Genomic DNA, 22,424 nt, shown 5'->3' with positions numbered 1-22,424 from the left:
GGAACACCAGCGGGCGGCCCGGCACACCAGCCAGGCCGCCCGCCACAACGAAATATTCGAGGCCTACCCGGCCACGCGGTTCAGGCTGGCGCTCAAGTGGGGGCTCAGCGGCTTGCCTTCGGCGGCCATCTCCTGGGCGTACATGAGCGCGCCTTCCACGATGCCGTACAGGCGCTTGCCGGCGGTGACCTCTTTCGCCTGCGGGCTGCGCACCACCGCGTCGGTGGCGATCTCGATCTGCATGCCGTCCACGTGGCCGTAGTACAGGTCGAGGATGCCGGTGGGGTGCGAGAGGAGCACTTCGATCTCGGGGCGCTTGGGGTCGTCGCCCTTGACCACACGCCACCAACCGGTCTCCTGGGCCGCGGGGCGCACGGGCTTGCCGTCGGCGTCGATGATCCAGGAGCGCGCGTGGTAGCGCAGGAACGGCCGGCCGTCGTGGACGAAGCTGATCTCCTGGGCGTACAGGAAGTCCTCGGTGCCGGGGTAGCCGCCTTGGCCGCGACCGCGCCAGCGGCCGACGAGGGGCAGCAGGGGCAGCAGGTCGTCGTGCAGGTTGGGCCCGCGGCGGAGGTCGTCGGTCTCCTCGAACGGGTAGGGCTCGACCTTTTGGAAGGTCGAGGCGAACTCTTCGGGTACTTCGCGCTCGCTCATTTGTTCCTCGCGGTTCGAATGGTCCAGTAGCCGAGTGCGCCCGCCATGGCGCCTGCGGCGATGACGAGCACGGCCGTCAATGCCGTCTCCACGGGCACCACTTTACGTCCGGTCCTCGTCGTTTTCTCCGAGCGATGGCAAGATGTTGAGCATGACTACACCTGGACCCTTCGACAGCTGGCTCTCGGACATGGACGGCGTGCTCGTCCACGAGGGCGTGCCGGTACCCGGCGCCAACAAGCTCATCGAGAAGCTGCAGACGGCGGGGAAGCGGTTCCTCGTCCTGACGAACAACTCGATTTACACCCCGCGCGACCTGCATGTGCGGCTGAAGAACTCCGGGCTGCAGGTGCCGGTCGAGTCGATCTACACCTCGGCGATGGCGACGGCGGACTTCCTGCAGTCGCAGCGTCCCAAGGGCTCGGCGTATGTGATCGGCGAGGCGGGTCTGACCACGGCCTTGCACGAGATCGGGTACGTGCTGACCGACTACCGTCCCGACTACGTGGTGCTCGGGGAGACCCGCCGGTACGACTTCGGGGCGCTCACGACCGCGGTGCGGCTGGTCAAGTCCGGCTCGCGGTTGATCTGCACGAACCCGGACACGACCGGGCCGAGCCCGGAGGGCTTGATGCTCGGTGTGGGCGCGGTTGCGGCGATGATCACTGCGGCGACGGGTTCAGAGGCGTACTTCCCGGGGAAGCCCAACCCTCTGATGATGCGGAACGCGTTGCGCCGCATCGGGGCCCACTCGGAGACGACGGTGATGATCGGCGACCGCATGGACACCGACGTGCTGTCGGGCCTCGAGGCCGGGCTCGAGACGGTCCTCGTTTTGTCGGGGGTCACTGACACTATGGAAGAAGTCGAGCGCTACCCCTTCCGGCCGAACCACGTCAAGGATTCGGTGGCGGACCTCATCGACTGGATCGAGTAAGGAGCTGCCCCATGCCTCCCGGCCAACGCCCCGCCGAGTCCGTTTCGCGTGCGCGCCAGGGAGGTGAGGAGCTCCTGCCGGTGCCGCGCCCTGCGCGCGGGCCGCATGAGGCCTCCCGTCCGGCACGGGAGGCGCCCCCGAAGCAGGCCGCGCCCCAGCGGGAGTCGCGCGAGCCCGAGTCGAAGCTGAGCGCGCTCGAGTCGCGGCTCCTGGCCTTCGAGGCGCGCTGGTGGCGCGCATCGGGTGCGAAGACGCAGGCGATCAGTGACGAGCTGGAGCTCACCCCCGAGCGGTACTACCAGCATCTGGCGCGCCTCATCGACCATCCGGAGGCGGCCGCGGAGCAGCCTGCGGTGGTCCGCCGGCTCAGGGCCGCCCGGGATCAGCGCCGGGCTGAGCGGTAGTCGAAAGAGGGCTGGGCGGGCCCCAGTTCGTCTGCGCATTGCAGGCAGCGATGGCGGGCTTGGTTTTCGGCGTGTCCTCCGCCGCCGTGTCTGCGGCTGCTCGGGTCAGGCGGTGCGCGTTCGGTGTTCGGTGATCGCGTACCAGCCGGCGCCTGCGGCGAATACGGCGAGGCCGCCGAGTACTGACGGGAGCGGGAGGCTCGCGGCGACGATGAGGCATCCGGCGAGGCCGAGCCATGGGAGCGGGTCGCGCCGGTCGAGGGTGGCCGCGGAGGCGTTGGCGACACCGTAGTAGACGAGGACGCAGAAGCTGGAGAAGCCGATCGCGCCCGTCAAGTCCATTGTGGTCACCAGGATGAGGACGAGGGCGCTCGCGGCGACCTCGGCCGCCCAGGGGACCCCGAATCGTTCGGAGACGGCGGTGAGCGCGCCCGGGAGGCGCCGGTCGCGGGCCATGGCGAGTGCGGTGCGGCCGATGCCGGCCAGGAGGCTGAGGAGGACGCCGGCGACGGCGACGCCCGCGCCGATGGCGACGACGGGTTTGAGGGCGGGTGCGCTGGCGCCGGCGAGGTCGGCGAGGGGCGCGGTGGAGTCGGCGAGGGTGCCTGCGCCGAGGACGGTGAGGACTGTGATGGCGACGGTCAGGTAGACGGTGAAGGTGATCGCGAGGGCGATGGGGACGGCCCGGGGGATGGTGCGTTCGGGGTGTTTGACCTCTTCGCCGAGGGTGGCGATGCGGGCGTAGCCGGCGAAGGCGAAGAAGATGAATCCGGCGGCGGTGAGGACGCCCCAGGGGTGGGTGTCGCCGAGGGGTTGGGCGGCGGCGGGGCCGGTGGTGCCGGCGATGACGACGGCGGCGAGGACGGCGAGGGTGATGGCGGTGAAGACCGTGGAGGCGAGGGCGGTCTTCTTGACGCCGAGGAGGTTGATCGCGCAGAAGGCGGCGACGGCCGCGGCGGCGAGGGCGCGGGGGTGTTCGGGGAGGAGGTAGGCGCCGAGGGTGAGGGCCATGGCGGCGGCTGAGGCGGTCTTGCCGACGAGGAAGGCCCAGCCGGCGGTGAAGCCGGCGGCGGGATGGAGTTGGCGGGTGCCGTAGATGTAGGCGCCGCCGGCTTGGGGGTGGCGTGCGGCGAGGCGGGCGGTGGAGCGGGCGTTGCAGTAGGCGATGACGCCGGCGATGAGGAGTGCGGTGAGGAGGCCGGGGCCGGATCCGGCGGCGCGGGCGGCGGGGGCCCAGACGGCGAAGACGCCGGCGCCGAGCATGGAAGCGAGCCCGATGGTGATGGCGGAGGGGAGTCCGAGGCGGCGCTGGAGGGTCGGCCGCTCGCGCGGCGGTGTGGGCATGTGTTGAAGATACCGTGCGGGTTTTCGGTGGTTCGGTTAGCGATATCGCCGTTCGGGTTCGAGCCAGAGGGGGAGTTCGACGGTGTCCCAGGGGATGCGTTGGACGGTGCGGAGGATGACGATGCCGATGCAGAGTCCGGCGGGGGTGTCGGTGAACCAGTGAAAGCCGAGGTAGGTGGTGGAGAAGGTGACGATGATCGGCGGGAGGATGAGGAAGGCCCGCCGCAGGGCGGGGTGCCAGCGCGTGCCGACGAGGAAGACGATGAAGCCGTACCAGATGATGGTGTTGAGGACGTGGCCTGAGGGGTAGGCGCCGGAGGGTTCGAGTCCGGAGAAGAGGACGGCTTGCGCGGCGTCGGCGTAGGGGGGGTTGGAGGCTTCGGGCCAGTGGGGGTAGACGCGGGGGAGGGTGTATTTGAGGGCGAGGACGGCGCCGGCCATGGCGTAGGCGGCGAGGAAGGCGATGAGGGGGCGGACGTTGCGGCCGCGCCAGGCGAGGATGGCGGCGATGCCGAGGGCGATGCCGCCGAGGAGGCCGCCTTGGCCGAGGCGGTTGGTCTGGATGGCGATGAAGTTGGCCCAGTCGGGGCGGTTGGCGTCGGAGAGGTCGCGGATCCAGATGTCGAGGTCGATGAGGGCGCTGGGCCAGGCGAGGGGGATGGTGATGGCCGTGAAGGCGGCCGCCATGGCGATCTCGGGGAGCCATGAGCGTGGTCGTCTGAGGACGAAGGGCCGCCATGCCTGGGTGTCGGTCTTGCGGCGCTGGTCTGCGGCGGTCACGGGCGTAAGCCTAGCGACCGTGGTGCGGTGGTCGAATCCGATATCGGGTGCATGGGGGGAAACGGTTCAGGGGCGCTCCGTTGCGGGAGCGCCCCTGGGTCGTGTCAGCGGGGGTCAGAGTCCGGCGACGTCGGCCTGCTTGGTGCGGACGGCTTCGGCGGCTTCTTTGAGGTTGGCGAGTTCGTCGTCGGTGAGGGGGGTTTCGACGACGGCTTTGACGCCTTCGGCGCCGATTTGGGCGTTGACGCCGAGGTAGACGCCGGAGATGCCGTATTCGCCGTCGACCCAGGCGCAGACGGGCATGACGGCGCCGGAGTCTTCGGCGACGGCTTTGGCCATGCGGGCGGCGGCGGCGGAGGGCGCGTAGTAGGCGGAGCCGGTCTTGAGGAGGGCGACGATCTCGGCGCCGCCGTTGCGGGTCTTTTCGACGAGTTCGTCGATCTTCTCGGCGGGGAGGAGGTCGGCGAGCGGCTTGCCGTCGACGGAGGACTGGCTGGGGACGGGGACCATGGTGTCGCCGTGGGAGCCGAGGGTGAGGGTGGTGACGGATTTGACGGGGACCTGGAGCTCTTCGGCGACGAAGTTGGTGAAGCGCGCGGTGTCGAGCATGCCGGCCTGGCCGAGGACCCGGTTCTTGGGGAAGCCGGAGGCGAGTTGGGCGAGGGCGGTCATTTCGTCGAGGGGGTTGGAGACGACGATGATGACGGCGTTCGGGGAGTGCTTGACGAGGTTCTCGGTGACGCCGCGGACGATCTTGGCGTTGACTTCGAGGAGGTCCATGCGGCTCATGCCGGGTTTGCGGGGGAGGCCGGCGGTGATGACGATGACGTCGGAGCCGGCGGTCTTCTCGTAGCCGTTGCCGTCGTTGTCGGTGGTGGCGCCGACGACTTTGGTCTCGAAGCCCTCGATGGTGCGGGACTGGTTCATGTCGAGGGCGATGCCCTCGGGCTTGCCGTCCACGATGTCGGTGAGGACGACCTCGTCGAAGATGTCGTACTCGGCCAGGCGCTGGGCGGTGGTGGAGCCGTAGAATCCGGCGCCGACGACCGTGACTTTCTTACCCATCGAATGCTCCTCTGCATTAAGGCTGCCTGTGCGGTTCGCAGGCCCTCGGGTTGTGGCGGCGGCGCGAGCGTCGCCTTGTGCCAGGTGAATGGCACGCTACGCGAGCGTAACCAGGTCTGTTCGTTCACGCTATGACCCTCGTCTCGGGGAGTGCATCCGGCCCCTGACCGGGTGGCGTCGGCCTCCAAATGCGGCGGTTCGGGGTGTGAGGGGCGGGGGTGGCGGGGGCGGGGGATGATGTGGGGACGGGTGGGTTCCCGGTGCCGCGTCTCATTTGGCGTCCCGAAGCGTGGGCATTCGTTGACTTCTCCTATTGATCTAGTGGACTATTCAGGGGCCGTCCGTATCCGAGGGAGCCGCGCGTGCTGTTCGCGACTACTGTTCTCTATGCCGTCGCCGCGGGGTTCGTCGCCCAGCTCGTCGACGGCAGCCTCGGCATGGGCTTCGGCACGATCACGATGACGTTCCTGCTGGGTCTGGGCATCGCTCCGGCGGTGGCGTCGGCGTCGGTGAACGTGGCGACGATCGCGACGGGCGCGGTGAGCGCGGTGTCGCACCACCGGCTGCGGAACGTGCACTGGCCGACGACGTTGAAGCTCGGCGTCCCGGGCGCGGTCGGGGGTTTCGCGGGTGCGTGGGCGCTGGCGTCGTTGACGCGTCTTGACGCGGCGACGCCGGTGACGAGCGCGATCTTGATCGCGTTGGGCGCGGTGATCGTGTGGCGGTTCGTGCGGGGCCGGGGCGCGGGTCACGGCCCGGTGCGGTCGGGGTTCGCGGTGCCGACGGGCCTGGTGGGTGGTTTTCTGGCGGCGGTCGGCGGGGGCGGCTGGGGGCCGGTGACGATGCCGATCACGTTGACGACGTCGCGGCTGGAGCCGCACCGGGTGGTCGGTTCGGTGTCGACGGCGCAGGTGTTCGCTTCGGCGGCGGCGGTGCTGGGGTTCTGGATGGCGGTGCCGGACACGTTGACGGTGCTGTGGCCGGTGGTCGCGGGGATGGCCGTGGGCGGGATGGCGGCGGCGCCGCTGGCGGCGTGGTTGACGCGCAAGATCCCTACGGCGAAGCTGGGTTCGACGATCGGGATGCTGGTGGTCGTGTTGAACCTGCGGACGCTTCTGGGGAATTTCGCGGTGCCGTGGCCGATCGTGACGGGCTTGTATTTGGCGCTCGCGGCCGTCTGGGCGTTCGTGCTGGTGGCGCCGAGGCGCAAGGCGGCGCGGCGGGACGCGGTCGAGCTGGCTCCGGTGGAAGCCGAGGCGTAGTCCCCCGGCCGTCTGCTCGCCGGACGGTCCGGTGGCGCTTTTCCCTGGTGCCGTTTGCGTTCTCTGAGGCGGGAGAAAAGACCCGGACCGATGACTGTCCGGGCCTTTTCCACTCGCGATGCGAGTCCTGGGCAGGTCTTCAGAAGGCGTTGCCGCGTTGGAGTTCGCGGGCGATGACGATGCGCTGCACCTGGTTGGTGCCTTCGTAGATCTGGGTGATCTTGGCGTCGCGCATCATGCGTTCGAGCGGGAAGTCCTGGGTGTAGCCGTAGCCGCCGAGGACTTGGACCATGTCGGTGGTGATCTGCATGGCGGCGTCGGAGGCGAAGCACTTGGCGGCCGCGCCGAAGTAGGTGAGGTCGGCGTCGCCGCGTTCGGAGCGGGCGGCGGCGGCGTAGGTGAGTTCGCGTGCGGCGCTGATCTTCATGGCGGCGTCGGCGAGGAGGAACTGGACGCCTTGGAACGCGGCGATGGGCTTGCCGAACTGCTCGCGTTCGGCGGCGTAGGCGGTCGCGGCGTCGAGGGCGCCCTGGGCGATGCCGAGGGCCTGCGCGGCGATGGTGACGCGGGTGTGGTCGAGGGTGCGCATGGCGAGCGAGAACCCTTGGCCGGCTTCGCCGATGAGGCGGTCGGCGGGCAGGCGCACCGAGTCGAAGTACACCTCGGCGGTCGGGGAGCCCTTGATGCCGAGCTTCTTCTCGGGCTTGCCGAAGGACACCCCGGCGTCGGCCTTCTCGACGATGAACGCGGAGATGCCCTTGGCGCCCTTGCCGGGTTCGGTGACGGCGAAGACGGTGTAGTACTCGCTGACGCCGGCGTTGGTGATCCACCGCTTGACGCCGTTGAGGACCCATTCGTCGCCGTCGCGTACCGCGCGGGTGGTCATCGAGGCGGCGTCGGAGCCCGCTTCGGGCTCGGAGAGGCAGTAGGAGAACATGGCGTCGCCGGCGGCCACGGGCGGCAGGTAGCGGCGCTTGAGGTCGTCGCTGCCGTCGAGGATGAGCGGCAGGGAGCCGAGCTTGTTGACGGCCGGGATGAGCGACGAGGACGCGCAGGCGCGGGCGACCTCTTCGATGACGATCGCGGTGCCGAGCGCGTCGATGCCCGCGCCGCCGTACTCGGCGGGGATGTGCGGGGCGTGCAGGTCCGCGGACTTCAGCGCCGCGTAGGAGTGCTCCGGGAAGGTGGCGGTGGCGTCCGCCTCGGCGGCGTGCGGCGCAACGCCGGTGTCGCAGACATCGCGGGTGGCGGTGCGGATGTCGGCGTACTCTTCTGGCAACTGGTAGGGGCTGAACCCGGTGGACATCGATGGCTCCCGCGTTTGTTACTCGTCAGTAAGACAGGCCGAGTGTAACCCACCGCGGACCGGACCGGTGATGGCCGCCACCGCGAATTTTCTACGGCTTCGCCGCAACTTACGACGAAGTTCATGCGTGAGGCTGAATATACGACTGCGCAGGCCATAGTCGCATTCACGTACAATTCGAGGTCGCCGCGCACGGATCCAACGCCGCACGGGCGGGCCCGCACCGGGCGCACCCGCCGCACGAACAGACAGGGCACGCCACAGCATGGTCAACGCGATCCAGACCCCCTCGCAGAACACCACCACCCGGCCCCGCATCGCCTTCCTCGGCTGCGGGTACCTCGGGGCGACCTACGCGATCTGCTTCGCGGAACTGGGCTACGAGGTGATCGGGTACGACGTCGACGCCGCCAAGATCGAGTCGTTCAGCAACGGGGTCCTCCCGATCCACGAACCGGGCCTGCCCGAACTGCTCAAGAAGAACCTCGAGTCCGGGCGCCTGCGGTTCACCACGGACATCCAGGCCGTCGCCGACTTCGCCGACGTCCACTTCATCTGCGTCGGCACCCCGCAGCGCAAGGGCGAGCACGGCGCCGACCTGTCCTACATCGAGGCCGCCGTCGTCGACCTCTCCCGACACCTGAGCCGCAAGGTCCTCATCGTCGGCAAGTCCACCGTCCCCGTCGGCACCGCCACCTGGGTCCAGGAGCTCGTCGACCGCCACGCGCCCGAAGGGCTCGGCGTCGAGGTCGGCTGGAGCCCGGAGTTCCTGCAGGAGTCGAACGCGATGCACGACGTCCTGCGCCCCAACCGGATCGTGTACGCCGCCCAGTCCGCATGGGCCTCGCAGCTGCTCAAGGACGTCCACCGCGGCATCCTCGAGCTCGCCGCCGTCGAAGACCGCGAAGTGCCGGTCGTCGAGACCGACCTGGCGACCGCCGAACTGGTCAAAGTCGCCGCGAACGCGTTCCTGGCCACCAAGATCTCCTTCATCAACGCCATGGCCGACCTCAGCGAGGCCGCCGGCGCCGACGTCGTCGACCTCGCCCGCGCGATCGGCTACGACCAGCGCATCGGCAACAAGTTCCTGCGCGCCGGCATCGGCTTCGGCGGCGGCTGCCTCCCCAAGGACATCCGGGCGCTCTCGGCGCGCGCCGGCGAGCTCGGCGTGGGCGAGTCGTTCCGCTTCCTCGACGAGGTCGACACCGTGAACACGCGCCGCCGCTCGCACACCGTGCGCGCGGTCGCGAACCTGGCCGGACGGCCCACCGGCCCGAACGGCCCCGACCTGTCCGGGGTGCGGATCGCCTACCTGGGCGCGACGTTCAAGCCCGACACCGACGACATCCGCGACTCCCCCGCGCTCGACATCGCGCGGCGGCTGCGGGCCGCCCGCGCCGACGTGGTCGTGTACGACCCGGAGGGCCTGGAGAACGCGAAGGCCGCCGCGCCCGAGCTGAGCTTCGTCAAGACCCTCGCCGAGGCGGTCGCGGGCGCCGACGTGGTGTGCGCGATGGTGCCGTGGGAGGAGTTCCGCACCCTCGACCCGGAGGCACTGGGCCAGCAGGTCGCCGAGCGGCGCATCCTCGACGGCATGAACGCGTTCGACCCCGAGCGCTGGCGCGGCCACGGCTGGACCTACCAGGGCGTCGGCCGCTAGACTTCGAGACGCGAATTCCCCGAACCGCCCGGCGCGCACGACGCGCCGGGCGGTTCGTCGTCCACCGCGGCTCGGCCTCGGTCAGGGCGCGGGGTTCACCCGCGTGAACGGCCAGGCGTGGGGGGCGCGCTCGATGAGCTCCCCGGGCGGGTCGGGGAGGCGGCGGGGCGGGTTCGGGCCGACGGCGATGACGACGACGCGTTCGCCGGCGATGAAGACCTCCAGGCGCACCTCCGGGTCGGCGACGGCGTGCACGCCCTCGTCGAGCACCCAGCGGAGCAGTTCGGCCCCGCGTCCGGCGGCGGCCTTGGCCTCCCACATGAGCGTGTCCACCGCTACTCCCCTTCCGCGTCAGGGCCTTGCAGGCCGTCCCAGCGCCGCGCCTTCGGCGACTCGAGCCCGAACTGGTCGAGCGTGCGCGCCACCACGTGGTCCACGATGTCGTCGATCGTCTCAGGCCGGTTGTAGAACGCGGGCACCGGCGGCAGCACGACCGCGCCCATGCGCGAGAGCGCCAGCAGGTTCTCCAGGTGGATCTCAGAGAGCGGGCTCTCCCGGGCCAGCAGGACCAGCCGTCGCCGCTCCTTGAGCGTCACGTCCGCCGCCCGCCCGATCAGGCCCTCCGTGTACCCGGTGCGCACGGCCGCCACGGTCTTCATCGAGCACGGCGCGATGATCATCCCGTCGGTGCGGAACGACCCCGACGAGATCGGCGCGGCCTGCTCCCCCGGCCCCCACGCGTGGTCGGCGAGCGCCGCGACCTCGGCGGGCGCGTACGGGGTCTCGAGGCGGAGCGTGGTGCGGGCCCAGCGGCTCATCACGAGGTGGGTCTCGACGCCGTCGAGGTCGCGGAGGGCTTCGAGGAGGCGGACGCCGAAGATCGCGCCGGTCGCTCCGGTAATGCCGACGACGAGTCGCATGTGTCCCCTCCAGCTTTCCCTGCAATGTGGCCTAGAGCACTTACAATCACGACATGGTTCGTCACCAACTGTGCATAGCGGCTGCCGTCGCCGCGCTGCTCGCGCTCGCCTGGGTGTGGCCCGAAGGGGCGGAGCCCCCGGCGGACGCGGTGACCGCGACCGAGCCTACTGGGTCCGCGTCGCAGGCGCCTTCGAGTGCGGGCGAAGGGGAGGCCGAAGACACGGCGTCCCCCGAGAAGCCCGCGTCGTCCGAGGCGGCGCCGGAGCCGGAACCGGGACGGGACGCGGCGTCGGGCGACCCGGCACCGCCGAGCGGGTCCGCGCCGCCCGCGCCGGCGGCGGCCCCGTCCCCGCCGGCGGTCGAGCTGTCGGCGAACACGTACGACGGACCACTGGGGACGCGCAACCACACCGGGGACGAGCGAGTGGCGCTCACGTTCGACGACGGGCCGTCGCCGGAGTGGACGCCGAAGGTCCTCGACATGCTGCGCGAGCAGGGGGTCAAGGCGATGTTCTGCCTCATCGGGGCATACGCGGAGGCGTACCCCGAGCTGGTCGCCGACATCGCGCGGGAGGGGCACACGCTGTGCAACCACTCGTGGTTCCACGAGTTCGACCTGGGCACGTGGAGCGAGGCCGAGATCGGCGCGAACCTGCAGCGCACGAACGACGCGATCGTCAAGGCCGCGCCCGGCGCCGAGGTGCGGTACTTCCGCCACCCGGGCGGGCAGTGGACGGACCGGGCGATCGCGGTCGCGGCCGACCTGGGCATGGAGTCGCTGCACTGGACGGTGGACCCCTCCGACTGGGACGACCGGGTCACCGAGTCGCAGATCCGCGACCACGTGATCGACCGTTCGTCCCCGGGCGCGATCGTGCTGCTCCACGACGGCGCGTCGAACCAGAAGGACATGTGCGGGGCGCTCAGGTCGATCCTCGCCGAGTTCACGCGCCGCGGCTACGTCTACACGGCGATGTAGACGCCGCCGGCCCGGGCCCACGGCCGCGAGGCCACGGCAGCCGGTTCACGTTGCGCGGCAACCGTTCACGCCTCGCGTCAGCGAAGGTCGGCGGGCATCTTCCGGCCCGGCAGGAGCGCGAGGAACGCGAGGGCGAGAAGCCCCACGCTCATGCCCGCCTGGACGGGGAACGCCAGGTTCAGCAGGCCGCCGTCACCGCCCCCGCCATCGCCGCCGCCCTTCGGCCCGGTCTCAGGGGTCGCCCCGCCCGGGTCCGGAGTGCCGTCGCCGTCGGAGTCCGCCGGGCCGGTGCTGTCGGGGTCGGAGGTGCCGTCGCCGTCGTAGCTGGGGCTCGGGGTGGGCGAGCCGGGCGGGATCGGGTAGGTCTCGTCGACGTTCGTCCAGTCCACATGGGAAATACCGGAATGGCTTGCAGTGGCGGCATCGTTCGCGGTCGGGCTCCCGGGGATCAAGGGCAGCGAGAAGAGCCCCGCCACCCCGATCACGGTCGCGGCGAGCACCAGACGCGAGAGCCGGAACTTGCGCACAGGTACACCTTAGTCGTGAGAGACCAGCGATGCTCGCCTGTCGGGCCATGTAACCCGAACGAGTTCGCTTGGCGGTCAAGCATGACGGCCCGATCGGGCCGCACCGCGCACGGCGGCGGCGGTTTCGGGCCCGGGGCGGCGCGGTCAGGCGGCGGCCGCGCGGGAGGCGCGGACCGTGCCGGTGACGACCGCGCCCACGAACACCGCGGCGACGTACACCGCGAGCGCCCCGTAGACCACAGTGGCCACTGCCGGAACGGTCGCCACAGCGACCGCGGCCGCCGCGATCGCGATGAGGCTCCGAGCGGGCCAGCCGAGGCCGAGGTCGCGGCGGGCCACCGGGGAGGCGGCCTTGTCGAGCCCTGCGGCGAGGTCGTAGAAGTACAGGGCGATCACCGTCAGCAGCGTGTACAGGACCGGCCAGGACACGCCCGCGGCGATCCCGGCCGCACTGACGATGCCCAGCTCGACCGCGCGCAGCCCGGCGGGGATGAACCAGTCGAGCAGGCCCTCATGGTCGGTGCGGGCCACCGAGGCGGCCAGGACCAGGGCCAGCCCGGCGAGCCCGAACGGCACCCACGGCGGCGTCCCGAACGCGGCCGCGACCACGGCCGCGCCGGCGGCGAGCACCGCCGCGCCGGTCGCCGCGAACGGCGTCATGTCCCCGCCGACGGGGCTGCGCGGCACGAGCTTCCCCAGCGGCCCGTCGTCGCGGTGCGCGGCCCGGTCGGGCCGGCGCAGCGCCGCCGTGCGCGCCGCCAGGGACCGGAGCGTCCGCCCCGCCGTCGTGTACCCGAGCGCGAGCAGCTGCCACACCAGGAGCGCCGCGAGCGCGGCCTGCGGCCCGAACGCGACGGCGGCGACGGCGAGGAGGAGCCAGCGCTCGCCGACGGGCGCGACGATGGTGCGCTTGATCCAGTACAGGGGGGTGCGGTGGGCGCCCATGACCTGCTCGGAGGCGGAGCCGAGGCGCTGGCCGAGGTGGGCGGCGCGGCCCACGGGCGGGGCCGACTCGCGGGTGCGGGCCTGGCGGACCACGGCGGTGTCGAGGAGGACGGCGTACCAGGTGTCGGCGGTGTGCCGGATGGTCTGGGTGGCCATGGCGGCGATCGCGAGGCCCCACGCGGCGGGCGCGGGGACGCCCCCGGCGGTGGCGCCGGCGGCGAGGCCGGCGTAGATGAGGAACTCCTTGGAGCGGTCGGCCATCATGTCGAGCCAGCCGCCGAAGGAGGAGAAGTTCTGGGTGTAGCGGGCGAGCTGCCCGTCGACGCAGTCGAACACGAAGCTGGCGTACATGAGCGCTGCCGCGGCGAGGTACCACCAGGACCAGCCGGCGGCGAAGACGGCGGCGGAGCCGACGGCGAGGGTGATGGACACCCAGGTGATGGGGGTGGGGGTCCAGCCGAGGCGGGCACTGAGCTTCACCAGGTGCGGGGTCCAGGTGGAGACGGCGTACGTGGCGAAGAAGTCGTCGTCGTGCTTGATGGCGTTCTTGAGCCGCCACGCGTCCATGTCGACCGCTTCGAACGCGGCGATCGTCGCGCGCGCCTCGTCGCCGGTGGCGGCCTGCCGGTGCTCGAGGCCGGCGGTCCGGTAGGCGTTCACGGGGATGGCGCGGGCGTGCAGGGCCGCGAGGAGGGCGGCGAACGCGTCGCCTTCGGCGCGGCGCGGCCAGTGGCGGCGCAGGCGCGCGAGGTGGGCGGCGGAGACCTTCGCGAGTCCTCCGAGGCGCGCCGGCCCGGGCCCGGGCCCGGTGACGAGGCCGCGCTCGCAGTGCACCGGTTCGGCGGTCGGGTCGTCGCCGCCGACAAGGACGCCCGAGCGGCGCGAGGAGTCGGAGAGGACCGCCGCGATCGTGGTCGGGGAGGCGACGAGGTCGGCGCAGGCGACGAACAGGGCGCCGTCCCCGGCGAACGCGAGCTCGGCGAGGTGGCGCAGGTCCGCGGTCGCGTCCGCCGATTCGATCTGGGCGGCCTTCACGGGCCGGTCCGTGCCGGGCCGGGTGAGGACGGTGACGTCGTCGCAGCCGGCGTCGCGGATCTGCGCGATGAGCCGGTCGACGACGGTGGTGTCTTCGGTGATCTCGGCGTAGCCGCCCCGAGCCGGCAGGATGACGGCTCGGCTCACGTGGCCGCCTCGACCGCTCCCGGGACGGGGGCCGGAGCGGCGGCCTGCTCCGCGGCGGCCTTCGCCGCCTGCTCGCGCTTCTTCTTCTCGGCCTTGGCGTCGGCGTCGCGCTTCTCGGCGGCCTTGTAGGCGGCGAGGGCCTCTTCGACGGTGCCGTCGGTCTCGAGCGTGCCGGCGTCGAGGAAGATCCCGCGCTTGCAGTACTTCTTGAGGTCGCCTTCGGAGTGGGAGACGAACACGAGGGTGCGGCCCTGCTCGAGCAGGTTCGCGATGACGGCCTGGCACTTGCGCTTGAACGCGGCGTCGCCGACGGCGAGCGCCTCGTCGACCAGGAGGATCGGGTGCGGCAGCTGCGTGATGACGCCGAAGCCGAGGCGCACCTTCATGCCCGACGAGTAGTGCTTCAAGGGCGTGTCCATGAAGTCCTCGAGTTCGGAGAACTCGACGATCTCGTCGTACTTGGCCTTGATCTCCTTGTTGGTCATGCCGTGCAGCGCGCCCACGAGGTTGACGTTCTCGCGGCCGGTGAGGTCGCCCGAGAAGCCCGCGGAGAGCGCGATGAGCGGGGCCACGCGGCCTTCGCGGCGCACGTACCCCTCGTCGGGGATGAGCACGCCGGTGATGAGCCGCAGCAGCGTCGACTTGCCGGTGCCGTTGCGGCCGATGATGCCGACGGCCTCGCCGGGGAAGATGTCGAAGTTGACGTGGCGCAGCGGCCAGAAGTCCTGCGCCGCGGCGCCCTTCTTGTTGGCGGAGCGCCTGACGAACAGGTCTTTGACCCGGCCTTTCTTCTGCTTGCCTTTCGCGAAGCAGATCCCGAGGTCACGAGCCTGGATGATCGGCTCTTCCATGGGGGCGGCCCTCCCGGACAGGTGGTTGCTGTGCAGCTGGTCGATGGCGCGCCAATAGTACCGCCCGGCGGTTTTCGGCAGCTCGCGGCAGATCGGAGAGCTTCCTCATGTCCCCCTGGGGACGCTCCGGTCAGGCCGCGTGGTCGCGTTCGGCGGCGCGCCGCCGCTCCGCTGCCAGGCGTTCGACCTCGAACGCGGCCAGGATGCGGCGCAGGGTGACCTCGGCGCGCTCGGCGGACGCGCGCGCCTCGAGGCGGGTCTGGCGGCTCTCGTTCCACACCAGCGCCAGCGCGCCCAACGTGACCAGGCTCATCAGCGATGAGACGACCCACACCAGGCGCTGGCCGCCGAAGAGGGCGACGGCGAGGAGCGCGAGGGCCGCGAGGGCCGCCGCGGCGGCGGCGACGTGCGCGGGCGCGGGCCGGCCGAGGCGGTGGTAGGCGGCTTTGAGGATCTGCTTCATCGCGGTCTCTCTCATCGGGCGACGGGACTGGGCTGGCTGTTGGGACCGTGGCGGGCGGGCTGGTCGGCGACGGCCGCGAGGTCCGCGCCGGCGGGGGCGGCGGGTCGGGCGAGGAGGCCGGCCACGAGGCGGCGGTAGGAGTCGTGGCTGAAGCGTTCGCGGACGCGCTGCTGGGCGAGGGCGCTGCGGGCGAGGAACCGGTCGGGGTCGGCGTAGAGGCCGTCGACGATGCCGGCCACTTGGGACGGTTCGCAGTAGAGGGCGGCGTCGCCGAAGACGGGCGCGAACCGGTGGGGCAGGATCGCGACGCATCCGGCGGCGAGCGCTTCGAGGACGGCGCGGCCGAACGCCTCGTACTGCTGCGGGTGGGGGAAGTAGATCCAGAAGTCGAGCTGGTACAGGAACGATTCGACGTCGGTCTCGTCGAAGCCGTAGCAGGTCCAGGCGGTGGGCGGGTCCTGGCCGGTGATGCGGGCGACGGCGGCGGCGCCGCCCATGATGCGCACGTCCCAGCGGCCGTCCCCGGGGTAGATGAGGGGGAGGTCGGCGGCGGTGGGCCATTTGGTGCGGTCGTCGCGGGAGTGGCGGCCGACGACGGGGAGGACGGACCGGAACCCGGTGCGGGCGGGGGCGATCGCGGCGGCGTCGAGGATGCCGGGCATGTCGAAGTCGGCGAGGGTGCCGGCGGTCAGGTCGGCGAGCGCTTCGCGGACTTGGGGGCCCTGCGGGACCCAGAGGGGTTCGACGCCGAACATGTCGGCGGCGTTGGCGTGGCAGGCGTCGGGGACGTAGCGGGTGTCGGAGCCGTCGCGTTCGTGGGGGGCCTGGTTGGCGAGGACGATCATCCGCTCGGGGCGGACGTTCGAGCGTTCTCCGGACCGGAACTGCAGGATCGGCGGGTAGCGGAGCACGAGGAGGTCGCAGGCGACGTCGTCGGTGACGAGGACCTGCTCGACGGCGCCGCTGTTGACGAGCCGCTGGAACGGCTCGCACATGGGCCGGTCCTCGACGGTCATGTGCCGCCACGACTCCAGGTGCATGACGGCGACGTCGAGGCCGGCGGCCTGGAGGGCGCGGATCTCCTCCAGCATGGACTTCTGGGGGCCGCCGAAGGGCCGCCAGTCGAGGCAGAAGACGACGTCGAAGCGGCGCTGCCGCTGCTCGGTCCGGGCGACGGCCGCGTGGTAGGGGGCCCAGAAGGGGCGCCGTGCGGGGGCTTTGGGCAGGTACGGGTCGGCGCCGGCGCGGATCGCGTCGTGCCAGAGGGGGTACGCGGACTGGTAGGCGCGGCGGGCGGGGTGCTTCCAGCCGGGCCCGAACTCGTCGCGGGAGAGCGACCCGGGCGCCTGCCGCATGATCGTGTCGCGCACGGGGAGGCGGCGGACCGCGCCGTCGCCGAACGCCGCCGCGACCCGGTGCAGGAACTCGGTGTCGGCGCCCTTGCGGACCTCGTCGTAGTAGCCGATCCGGTCGAGGGCGCTGCGGCGGAACGTCATCGAGGCCGTGGACACCGTCGTCAGGACCCGGCCGGGGCGGGTGACGGTGAGGTCCTCGTTGCACAGGAACGCCTCCCCGTACGTCAGCTGGAGTCCCGGTTCGGCCAGGAGCGGGGCGACCGACCGCGCCAGCCGGCCCGGCGCCGCCCAGTCGTCCGAGTCCAGACCGGTCACGAACTCCCCGGTCGCGGCGTCGAACGCGGTGTTGCGGGCGGCGAACGTCCCGCCGTTCGCCTCCCGGCGGATCACCCGCACCCGCTCGTCGAGCGCCGCCGCCGCGTCGAGGACCGCGTCGAACTCGGGCCCCGAGGCGTCGTCGACGACGAGGACCTCCAGGTTCGCCCACGCCCCGTCGAGCAGCGACCGCACCGCCGTCAGCAGCGCGCGGCCGGGCCGGTAGGCGGTCATCACGACCGACACCAGGGGCCCCGAACGGACCTTCGGCACCGGGACCGAGCGCAGACGGTCGAACCGCGGCAGGATCTCGCCGTCCACTGCGGCCGGACCGAGCCGCAGCCCCCGCTGCCCCGACAGGGCGCCGAGCCGCTTCACCCACGCGACCTCGTCGCCGCCCGCGTCCGGGTGCGCCAGGTCCGCGGCCAGCGCCGCCCGCTCCAGCCCCGGCAGGTGCCTGCCGTAGCGGCGCAGGAGGCTTCGGGCCTTGCCGGGGTCGCCGAGGACGTACGCGAGCTGCGCGTGGACGGCGGCCTCGCGCGGGCTCACCCGGCGCGCGCCGCCGGTGTCGAGGGCGAGGTCGAAGAGGGCCAGGGCGTCCCGGCGGTCCTGTTCGGCGCCGGTCTGGAGGCCGACGACGTAGGCGAGGGACGCGAGCGCGGCGGCGTTCACCTCCGGTTTCCTGTCGCGGGCGTGCGCGGCGGCGATGAGGGTGGGCAGGTCGAGCGAACGTGATGCGGCCCTGGCCAGCAGGTGCCGGGCGCCCGGGGAGCGGGTCCGCAGCGCGGTCGCGGCCATCGTGCCGGGCGCCCGCTCGCCCGCGCGCACCAGGAGGTCGTCGGTGAGTCGTCCCGGATAGCGCGCGGTCTCGTCAGCTGCGTTCATCTTGTCCGTTCATCTCCAGGTTGCATTCCGCCCAGATCTTCGCGTGTCGAATGGCAATAAGGCTGAATTGAATAAGAACAATGCTCTTCTCTCGCGTAAACAGCTGTTGAACTGGGAAGCCGGTCAATCCTCATTTACGGGCGCGGGATATCGTGGGCGCGAAATGAGCGACTCACCGAAACGCCCGCGCATCGTCCGCAACGACTATAGGGCCCTGCACCCGCCGGTTCCGGGTGATTGGAAGCCGAGTCTCGCGGTGAGCGTCATCGTTCCCGCCTATGGGGGACAGGGCGAACTGGACCTGGTATTGGCGGCGCTCGCCGCGCAGTCCTATCCGGCCGGCCTCATGGAAGTCGTCGTCGTCGACGACAATTCCGCGCCCCCCTTGCGCCTGCCCGAACTGCGGCCCGAGCACACGCGGCTCGTCGCGACCGCGGGCGAGTCCTGGGGGTCGGCGCACGCGGTCAACACCGGTGCGGGCCATGCCGACGGGCAGGTGCTGCTGCGCCTCGACGCCGACATGGTCGCCTTCCGCGACCACGTCGAGCAGCAGATGCGCTGGCACCACGCCGCCGACTACCTGGCCGTCCTGGGGCACAAGCGGTTCGTGGCGTGGGAGCCGGGGCGGTTCACGCCCGAGCAGGTGCACGAGAAGGTGGCCGCGGGCGAGGCGGAGGCATTGTTCGCGGTCGAGGACTCGGTGCCGCACTGGATCGAGAACGTCATCGCGGACACGGGCGGGCTCGTGCAGCACCACCCGGGGATCTTCCGGGTCTTCGTGGGCGCCACCAACTCCGTGCACCGCGACTTCTTCAAGGCCGTCGGGGGGCTCGACACGGCGCTGCGGTTGGGCTCCGACACCGAGTTCGCGTACCGGCTCGCGCAGGCCGGGGCCGTGTTCGTGCCCGAGACCGCTTCGTCCGCTTGGCATCTGGGGATGCCGCAGATGGTGCAGAAGTGGGACGAGGGCCGCCACCAGCGCGTTCCTTATATCGCGCAGCGCGTGCCCCTGCACGGGATGCGCCGCTCCGCGCCGCCGCGCGCGTGGCGGGTCCCGCTGGTGGACGTCGTCATCGAGGTGGGGGACGCGACCGCGGCCGAAGTGGACGCGTGCGTCGCGCCCGTCCTCGCCGGGCAGGACGCCCGGATCACGCTCGTCACCGGGCAGGGCCCGGCCCCGCAGGACCGCGCCTCGATCCTCGCCGGGGACGGCGCGCAGCTGCGCCTCATCGAAGAGGCCTACGACGTCGAGGGGCGCGTGTGCATCGCCGCGGAGGCGCCCGCCGCCGACCCGGCCGTCCCCTACCGGCTGCTCCTCCCCCGGCCGGTCCCGCTGCACGCCAAGAGCATCGGGAAGCTCCTCGCCGCGATGGAACGCGTCGACGCTGGGCTCGTCCTCGCCGACCTCCCCGACGCCCCGCCCGCGCGCCTCGAGCGCACCGCCGCGTTCGCGCGCGCCCGCCACATCACCGGCGGCACCGGCCTCGACCAGGTCGTCGCCGGCATCTGGGGTGCCGACCGGTACACGGGCCTGGCCGCCCGCGAACCCGAACCGACGGTGTACGAGCCCGGCCCGCCCGACGCCGCCCGCCGGATCCTGCGCCGCTTCTTCGACGCCCGCCAGCGCGCGCGCCTGCGCGCCCTCCTGCGCCGGTGAACGCCGTGCCCTCGCCCGCCCTGCGCGGCAACGACTACAGCCCGCTCGTGCGGCCCGGCGACGGCTGGGAGCCGCGCCTCTCGGTCACGGTCGTCGTCCCGGCGCACGGCCAGCAGGACAAGCTCGACGTCACCCTCGCGTCCCTGGCCGCTCAGACGTACCCGGCGGCGTTGCTGGACGTGGTCGTCGTCGACGACGGCTCCGACCCGCCGCTGCGGCTGCCCGAGATCCGGCCCGAGTCGACCCGGTTGATCGCGTCGCCGCCGGGCGGGTGGGCGTCCGCGCACGCCACGAACGCGGGCGTCGCCGCGAGCAGTGGCGACGTGGTGCTGCGGCTGGACGCGGACATGCTCGTCTTCGCCGACCACGTCGAGTCGCAGCTGCGCTGGCACCACACCGCTGACTACCTGGCGGTGCTGGGCCACAAGCGGTTCGTCGCGTACCGGGCGGGGGACCTCGACCCGGCGGCGGTGTTCGACGCGGTCCGGGCGGGCAAGGCCGGGGACCTGTTCGACGCCGAGGCGTCGGAGCCGCAGTGGATCGAGCGGATCGCCGAGGCGACCGGGGGGCTGCGCCAGGCGGACCACCGGGCGTTCCGGGTGTTCGTGGGCGCGTCGTTCTCGGTGCACCGCAGCCTGTTCGACGCCGCGGGCGGGATGGACGCCGACGTCCTGCTCGGCTCGGACACGATCTTCGGGTACCGGCTGCACCAGGCCGGGGCGGTGTTCGTCCCGGACGACCGGTCGTCGGCGTGGCATCTGGGGCCGCGGCAGATCGCCGAGCGCGGCGCGCTCGCGAAGGCGTACCGGCGCCCGCGCATCGCGAACCGGGTCCCTGAGCTGGATGTGAAGCGCCCCAGGGCCGCGCGCGGGTGGGCGACGCCGCTGGCGGAGGTGGTCGTCGACGCGGGCGGGGCCCCGTCGCTGGACCTGGAGGCCACGGTGGACGAGCTGCTGTCGGGGTCGGTGCCGGACGTGCGGGTGACGCTCGTCGGCGACTGGCCCGAACCGCACACGGGCCGGCATGCGCCGCTGGACGACCCGGCGCTGGAGGCGCGGCTCCTCATCGAGTCGTTCCGGGGCGACACGCGCGTCGCGTTCGCGGCGGCGTGGGAGCCGGACCCGAAGGTGCCGTATGTGATCCGTCTTCCCGCCGCGGTGCGGCCGGGGCCGGACGCGGTGGCGGCGCTCGTCGCGTACGCGAACCGGCACCGGCTCGGCCTCGTCGAGGTCGCGACCCCGCACGGCGTCGCGAGCCTGGAGCGGACCGCTGCGGCGGCGCGGGCGGCGCGGCTGGGCGTCGGCATCGACGCGGTGTGGGGCAGTGCGAAGCTCACCGCGCCCGCCGAACGTCCTGTCAAGGACGGCAGCGGGAGTGCGTTCGGCGGCGCGCTCGCCGAGGGCGGGTCAGGGCACGCGCGGGGCGGGCAGCGTGGGCTGCGCGGGAAGGCCCGGCGACTCGTCCGCCGCCTGCTGGACCGTTGAGGCGCCGATGCCGGTCGGGGCGCCCATCGAGCCGTTCGCGGAGGACGCCTCGACTTCGGACGCGGTCGGCTCCGGGGCGGGCGCGGGACGGCCCGGCTGCCCGGACCGGTTGACGCGCTTGGCGATCCGGTACACCTGCCGGAACGCCTCGTACCCGAGGTAGGCGCGGGCGGCGAGGAGCCGCTGCTTGAGGCCGGTCACGCCCGCCGCGGGCTGCCAGGCCTCCGGGCCGGGGTGGTAGCGGCGGTACAGCTCGGAGGTGCGGCGGAAGAACGCGCGCCGCTGCTTCGGCTCGACCCGCTCGGTGTTGCCGATGACGAGCAGGAGGTGCCAGACCATGTGGTTGAACAGGGCGACGCGGATGCCGGGGTCGTCGACGTCCTCGAAGTCGTCCCAGGTGCGCTGCCATTGCGTGAACACGTCGAAGTGGCGGTCGTCGCGGGTGCGGGTGATGGAGGACCCGGCCCTTTGGCGCCACTGGTAGCAGCATTCGGTGACGACCGAGATCCGCTCGGCGCGGCGCAGCAGCGCGTACGTCCACGGGATGTCGGTGTACCAGCCGGTGGGGAAGCCGAGGCCGGTGGCGGTGAGGAACTCGCGGCGGGAGACCTTCGTCCACGGCGTGTGCGTGTAGTCGACGATGCGGGGCCATTCGGCGAGCGTGAACGCGCTCGGGTCGGCCGGGCAGTGCTCGGCGAGTTCGGGGAGCTCACCGGTCTCGATGGCGCCGGTGTCGCGGCGCTTCTCGTGCTGGACGAGGACGACGTCCGGCGGGCGGGGGCCGGCGACGGCGGCGAGGACCCGCTCGACCGCGCCGGGCTTGAGTTCGTCATCGGCGTCGACGAACCAGACGTAGTCGCCGTTCGCCTGCGCCAGACCGAAGTTGCGGGCCGGGCCGGAGCCGGCGTTGGCGGGCGTGGTGATGACCTTGATGCGGCCGTCGCGGGCGGCGTAGCGCTCGGCGACGGCGCGGGAGCCGTCGGGCGAGCAGTCGTCGACGACGACGATCTCGAGCGCGTCCCCGCCGGCGCCGTCGCCGATGACGGTGTCGAGGCATCCGGGTAGGTAATCCTCGGCCTCGTATGCGGGGATGACAATGCTCAGAGCGGGCATGGGTCGATAGTAGCCCCAGCCGCACACTCGGATTGGGCAACGAATAGGGCGCGTGTCACGTCGCAGGAAGTGCATCGACGCATGTAAACGGCGAATTTCCGCCGCCATTGGCGAACCATTCTCGAGTTCGCGCGGCCGCGCAATGAATGGTGAACTCTTTTCGAGCACCAGGTAAACAACCTGACAAGGCAACGAAAGGCTTGACCCGAGGTGTCCTCGGAATGAACGAGTGATCTACAAGGACCCCCATCTCACCTGGTCAGGATCCGAGTGTTCGCCATTGCTAATGTGGCCGGGAAGACTCCCGAGACGCCTCTGAATCGCAAAGGACTCCA

At 71.8% G+C, this 22,424-nt stretch carries 20 protein-coding genes; 7 read left to right on the top strand and 13 right to left on the bottom strand.

Annotation, left to right across the window (positions count from 1 at the left end; translation table 11 throughout):
* Positions 1-63: 63 nt before the first annotated feature.
* Positions 64-654 (bottom strand): FABP family protein, encoded by a 591-nt coding sequence (locus AB0K52_RS16935; RefSeq protein WP_208496956.1) that lies wholly within the window; start codon positions 652-654, stop codon positions 64-66.
* A 151-nt stretch (positions 655-805) separates the two neighbouring features.
* On the opposite strand from AB0K52_RS16935, the gene AB0K52_RS16930 reads away from it, so the two are divergent.
* Together AB0K52_RS16930 and AB0K52_RS16925 are read left to right on the top strand one after the other, a co-directional pair.
* Positions 806-1,591, top strand: a complete 786-nt coding sequence (locus AB0K52_RS16930) for an HAD-IIA family hydrolase (protein WP_208496955.1) — start codon at positions 806-808, stop codon at positions 1,589-1,591.
* A gap of 11 nt (positions 1,592-1,602) precedes the next feature.
* Positions 1,603-1,995, top strand: a complete 393-nt coding sequence (locus AB0K52_RS16925) for a DUF3263 domain-containing protein (protein ID WP_363532725.1) — start codon at positions 1,603-1,605, stop codon at positions 1,993-1,995.
* Between the two features lie 105 nt (positions 1,996-2,100).
* Here the strand turns inward: AB0K52_RS16925 and AB0K52_RS16920 are convergent, their stop codons facing one another.
* The 3 genes from AB0K52_RS16920 to mdh form a co-directional block, all read right to left on the bottom strand.
* The gene (locus AB0K52_RS16920; protein WP_363532722.1) at positions 2,101-3,339 is read right to left on the bottom strand and encodes an APC family permease; all 1,239 of its coding nucleotides are present in this window, start codon (positions 3,337-3,339) and stop codon (positions 2,101-2,103) included.
* 36 nt (positions 3,340-3,375) lie between these two features.
* Positions 3,376-4,119: a phosphatase PAP2 family protein gene (locus tag AB0K52_RS16915; RefSeq protein WP_363532719.1), complete on the bottom strand. Its 744-nt coding sequence runs from the start codon at positions 4,117-4,119 to the stop codon at positions 3,376-3,378.
* Positions 4,120-4,233: 114 nt separating this feature from the next.
* Positions 4,234-5,184 (bottom strand): malate dehydrogenase, encoded by a 951-nt coding sequence (mdh, locus tag AB0K52_RS16910; RefSeq protein WP_363532716.1) that lies wholly within the window; start codon positions 5,182-5,184, stop codon positions 4,234-4,236.
* 362 nt (positions 5,185-5,546) lie between these two features.
* Between mdh and AB0K52_RS16905 the strand changes: the two genes are divergently transcribed.
* Positions 5,547-6,446, top strand: a complete 900-nt coding sequence (locus AB0K52_RS16905) for a sulfite exporter TauE/SafE family protein (RefSeq protein WP_363532713.1) — start codon at positions 5,547-5,549, stop codon at positions 6,444-6,446.
* A gap of 139 nt (positions 6,447-6,585) precedes the next feature.
* On the opposite strand, the gene AB0K52_RS16900 is transcribed toward AB0K52_RS16905, so the two are convergent.
* The gene (locus AB0K52_RS16900) at positions 6,586-7,752 is read right to left on the bottom strand and encodes an acyl-CoA dehydrogenase family protein (protein ID WP_363532711.1); all 1,167 of its coding nucleotides are present in this window, start codon (positions 7,750-7,752) and stop codon (positions 6,586-6,588) included.
* 265 nt (positions 7,753-8,017) lie between these two features.
* Between AB0K52_RS16900 and AB0K52_RS16895 the strand changes: the two genes are divergently transcribed.
* Positions 8,018-9,412: a UDP-glucose/GDP-mannose dehydrogenase family protein gene (locus AB0K52_RS16895; RefSeq protein WP_363532708.1), complete on the top strand. Its 1,395-nt coding sequence runs from the start codon at positions 8,018-8,020 to the stop codon at positions 9,410-9,412.
* An 81-nt stretch (positions 9,413-9,493) separates the two neighbouring features.
* On the opposite strand, the gene AB0K52_RS16890 is transcribed toward AB0K52_RS16895, so the two are convergent.
* Complete coding sequence (locus tag AB0K52_RS16890) at positions 9,494-9,745, bottom strand: hypothetical protein (RefSeq protein WP_363532705.1); 252 nt, start codon at positions 9,743-9,745, stop codon at positions 9,494-9,496.
* Positions 9,746-9,747: 2 nt separating this feature from the next.
* Positions 9,748-10,332 carry a non-oxidative hydroxyarylic acid decarboxylases subunit B gene (locus tag AB0K52_RS16885; protein ID WP_363532702.1) on the bottom strand — a complete coding sequence of 195 codons (585 nt, stop codon included), beginning with the start codon at positions 10,330-10,332 and terminating at the stop codon, positions 9,748-9,750.
* Between the two features lie 53 nt (positions 10,333-10,385).
* On the opposite strand from AB0K52_RS16885, the gene AB0K52_RS16880 reads away from it, so the two are divergent.
* Positions 10,386-11,312: a polysaccharide deacetylase family protein gene (locus AB0K52_RS16880; RefSeq protein WP_363532699.1), complete on the top strand. Its 927-nt coding sequence runs from the start codon at positions 10,386-10,388 to the stop codon at positions 11,310-11,312.
* A gap of 77 nt (positions 11,313-11,389) precedes the next feature.
* Here the strand turns inward: AB0K52_RS16880 and AB0K52_RS16875 are convergent, their stop codons facing one another.
* The 5 genes from AB0K52_RS16875 to AB0K52_RS16855 all read right to left on the bottom strand — a co-directional run bounded on the left by AB0K52_RS16875 (position 11,390) and on the right by AB0K52_RS16855 (position 17,835).
* Positions 11,390-11,839: a hypothetical protein gene (locus tag AB0K52_RS16875; RefSeq protein ID WP_363532696.1), complete on the bottom strand. Its 450-nt coding sequence runs from the start codon at positions 11,837-11,839 to the stop codon at positions 11,390-11,392.
* A 144-nt stretch (positions 11,840-11,983) separates the two neighbouring features.
* Positions 11,984-13,966 carry a CDP-alcohol phosphatidyltransferase family protein gene (locus AB0K52_RS16870; RefSeq protein ID WP_363532693.1) on the bottom strand — a complete coding sequence of 661 codons (1,983 nt, stop codon included), beginning with the start codon at positions 13,964-13,966 and terminating at the stop codon, positions 11,984-11,986.
* On the bottom strand, positions 13,963-14,817 hold the full coding sequence (locus tag AB0K52_RS16865) for an ABC transporter ATP-binding protein (RefSeq protein WP_208496938.1): 855 nt from the start codon (positions 14,815-14,817) through the stop codon (positions 13,963-13,965). Before AB0K52_RS16865 ends, AB0K52_RS16870 begins: the two co-directional genes overlap by 4 nt.
* Positions 14,818-14,947: 130 nt before the next feature.
* On the bottom strand, positions 14,948-15,295 hold the full coding sequence (locus AB0K52_RS16860; RefSeq protein WP_363532690.1) for a hypothetical protein: 348 nt from the start codon (positions 15,293-15,295) through the stop codon (positions 14,948-14,950).
* Positions 15,292-17,835, bottom strand: coding sequence for a glycosyltransferase (locus AB0K52_RS16855; RefSeq protein ID WP_363532687.1), 2,544 nt, complete (start codon positions 17,833-17,835; stop codon positions 15,292-15,294). The genes AB0K52_RS16860 and AB0K52_RS16855 overlap by 4 nt, the downstream gene beginning before the upstream one ends.
* Before the next feature lie 256 nt (positions 17,836-18,091).
* Between AB0K52_RS16855 and AB0K52_RS16850 the strand changes: the two genes are divergently transcribed.
* The gene (locus tag AB0K52_RS16850) at positions 18,092-19,492 is read left to right on the top strand and encodes a glycosyltransferase (RefSeq protein WP_363532684.1); all 1,401 of its coding nucleotides are present in this window, start codon (positions 18,092-18,094) and stop codon (positions 19,490-19,492) included.
* Complete coding sequence (locus AB0K52_RS16845; RefSeq protein WP_363532682.1) at positions 19,489-20,976, top strand: glycosyltransferase family 2 protein; 1,488 nt, start codon at positions 19,489-19,491, stop codon at positions 20,974-20,976. The genes AB0K52_RS16850 and AB0K52_RS16845 overlap by 4 nt, the downstream gene beginning before the upstream one ends.
* Here the strand turns inward: AB0K52_RS16845 and AB0K52_RS16840 are convergent.
* Positions 20,899-22,089, bottom strand: coding sequence for a glycosyltransferase family 2 protein (locus AB0K52_RS16840; RefSeq protein ID WP_363532679.1), 1,191 nt, complete (start codon positions 22,087-22,089; stop codon positions 20,899-20,901). The two genes, AB0K52_RS16845 and AB0K52_RS16840, sit on opposite strands and share 78 nt — an antisense overlap.
* Positions 22,090-22,424 lie beyond the last annotated feature (335 nt).

It is taken from the genome of Glycomyces sp. NPDC049804 (genome assembly GCF_040674615.1).
Classification (GTDB): Bacteria; Actinomycetota; Actinomycetes; order Mycobacteriales; family Micromonosporaceae; genus Glycomyces; species Glycomyces niveus.
The sequence above is the reverse complement of the archived record's forward strand: the minus strand, read 5'-3'. Positions and strand labels throughout refer to the sequence as shown.

Bases quoted from the DNA above. Each gene is read 5' to 3' on its own strand.
- AB0K52_RS16925 (WP_363532725.1), top strand. From the start codon at position 1,603: ATGCCTCCCGGCCAACGCCCCGCCGAGTCCGTTTCGCGTGCGCGCCAG.
- AB0K52_RS16860 (WP_363532690.1), bottom strand. From the start codon at position 15,295: ATGAGAGAGACCGCGATGAAGCAGATCCTCAAAGCCGCCTACCACCGC.
- AB0K52_RS16840 (WP_363532679.1), bottom strand. From the start codon at position 22,089: ATGCCCGCTCTGAGCATTGTCATCCCCGCATACGAGGCCGAGGATTAC.
- AB0K52_RS16920 (WP_363532722.1), bottom strand. From the start codon at position 3,339: ATGCCCACACCGCCGCGCGAGCGGCCGACCCTCCAGCGCCGCCTCGGA.
- AB0K52_RS16930 (WP_208496955.1), top strand. From the start codon at position 806: ATGACTACACCTGGACCCTTCGACAGCTGGCTCTCGGACATGGACGGC.
- AB0K52_RS16865 (WP_208496938.1), bottom strand. From the start codon at position 14,817: ATGGAAGAGCCGATCATCCAGGCTCGTGACCTCGGGATCTGCTTCGCG.
- AB0K52_RS16885 (WP_363532702.1), bottom strand. From the start codon at position 10,332: ATGCGACTCGTCGTCGGCATTACCGGAGCGACCGGCGCGATCTTCGGC.
- AB0K52_RS16900 (WP_363532711.1), bottom strand. From the start codon at position 7,752: ATGTCCACCGGGTTCAGCCCCTACCAGTTGCCAGAAGAGTACGCCGAC.
- AB0K52_RS16895 (WP_363532708.1), top strand. From the start codon at position 8,018: ATGGTCAACGCGATCCAGACCCCCTCGCAGAACACCACCACCCGGCCC.
- AB0K52_RS16855 (WP_363532687.1), bottom strand. From the start codon at position 17,835: ATGAACGCAGCTGACGAGACCGCGCGCTATCCGGGACGACTCACCGAC.
- AB0K52_RS16935 (WP_208496956.1), bottom strand. From the start codon at position 654: ATGAGCGAGCGCGAAGTACCCGAAGAGTTCGCCTCGACCTTCCAAAAG.
- AB0K52_RS16880 (WP_363532699.1), top strand. From the start codon at position 10,386: ATGGTTCGTCACCAACTGTGCATAGCGGCTGCCGTCGCCGCGCTGCTC.
- mdh (WP_363532716.1), bottom strand. From the start codon at position 5,184: ATGGGTAAGAAAGTCACGGTCGTCGGCGCCGGATTCTACGGCTCCACC.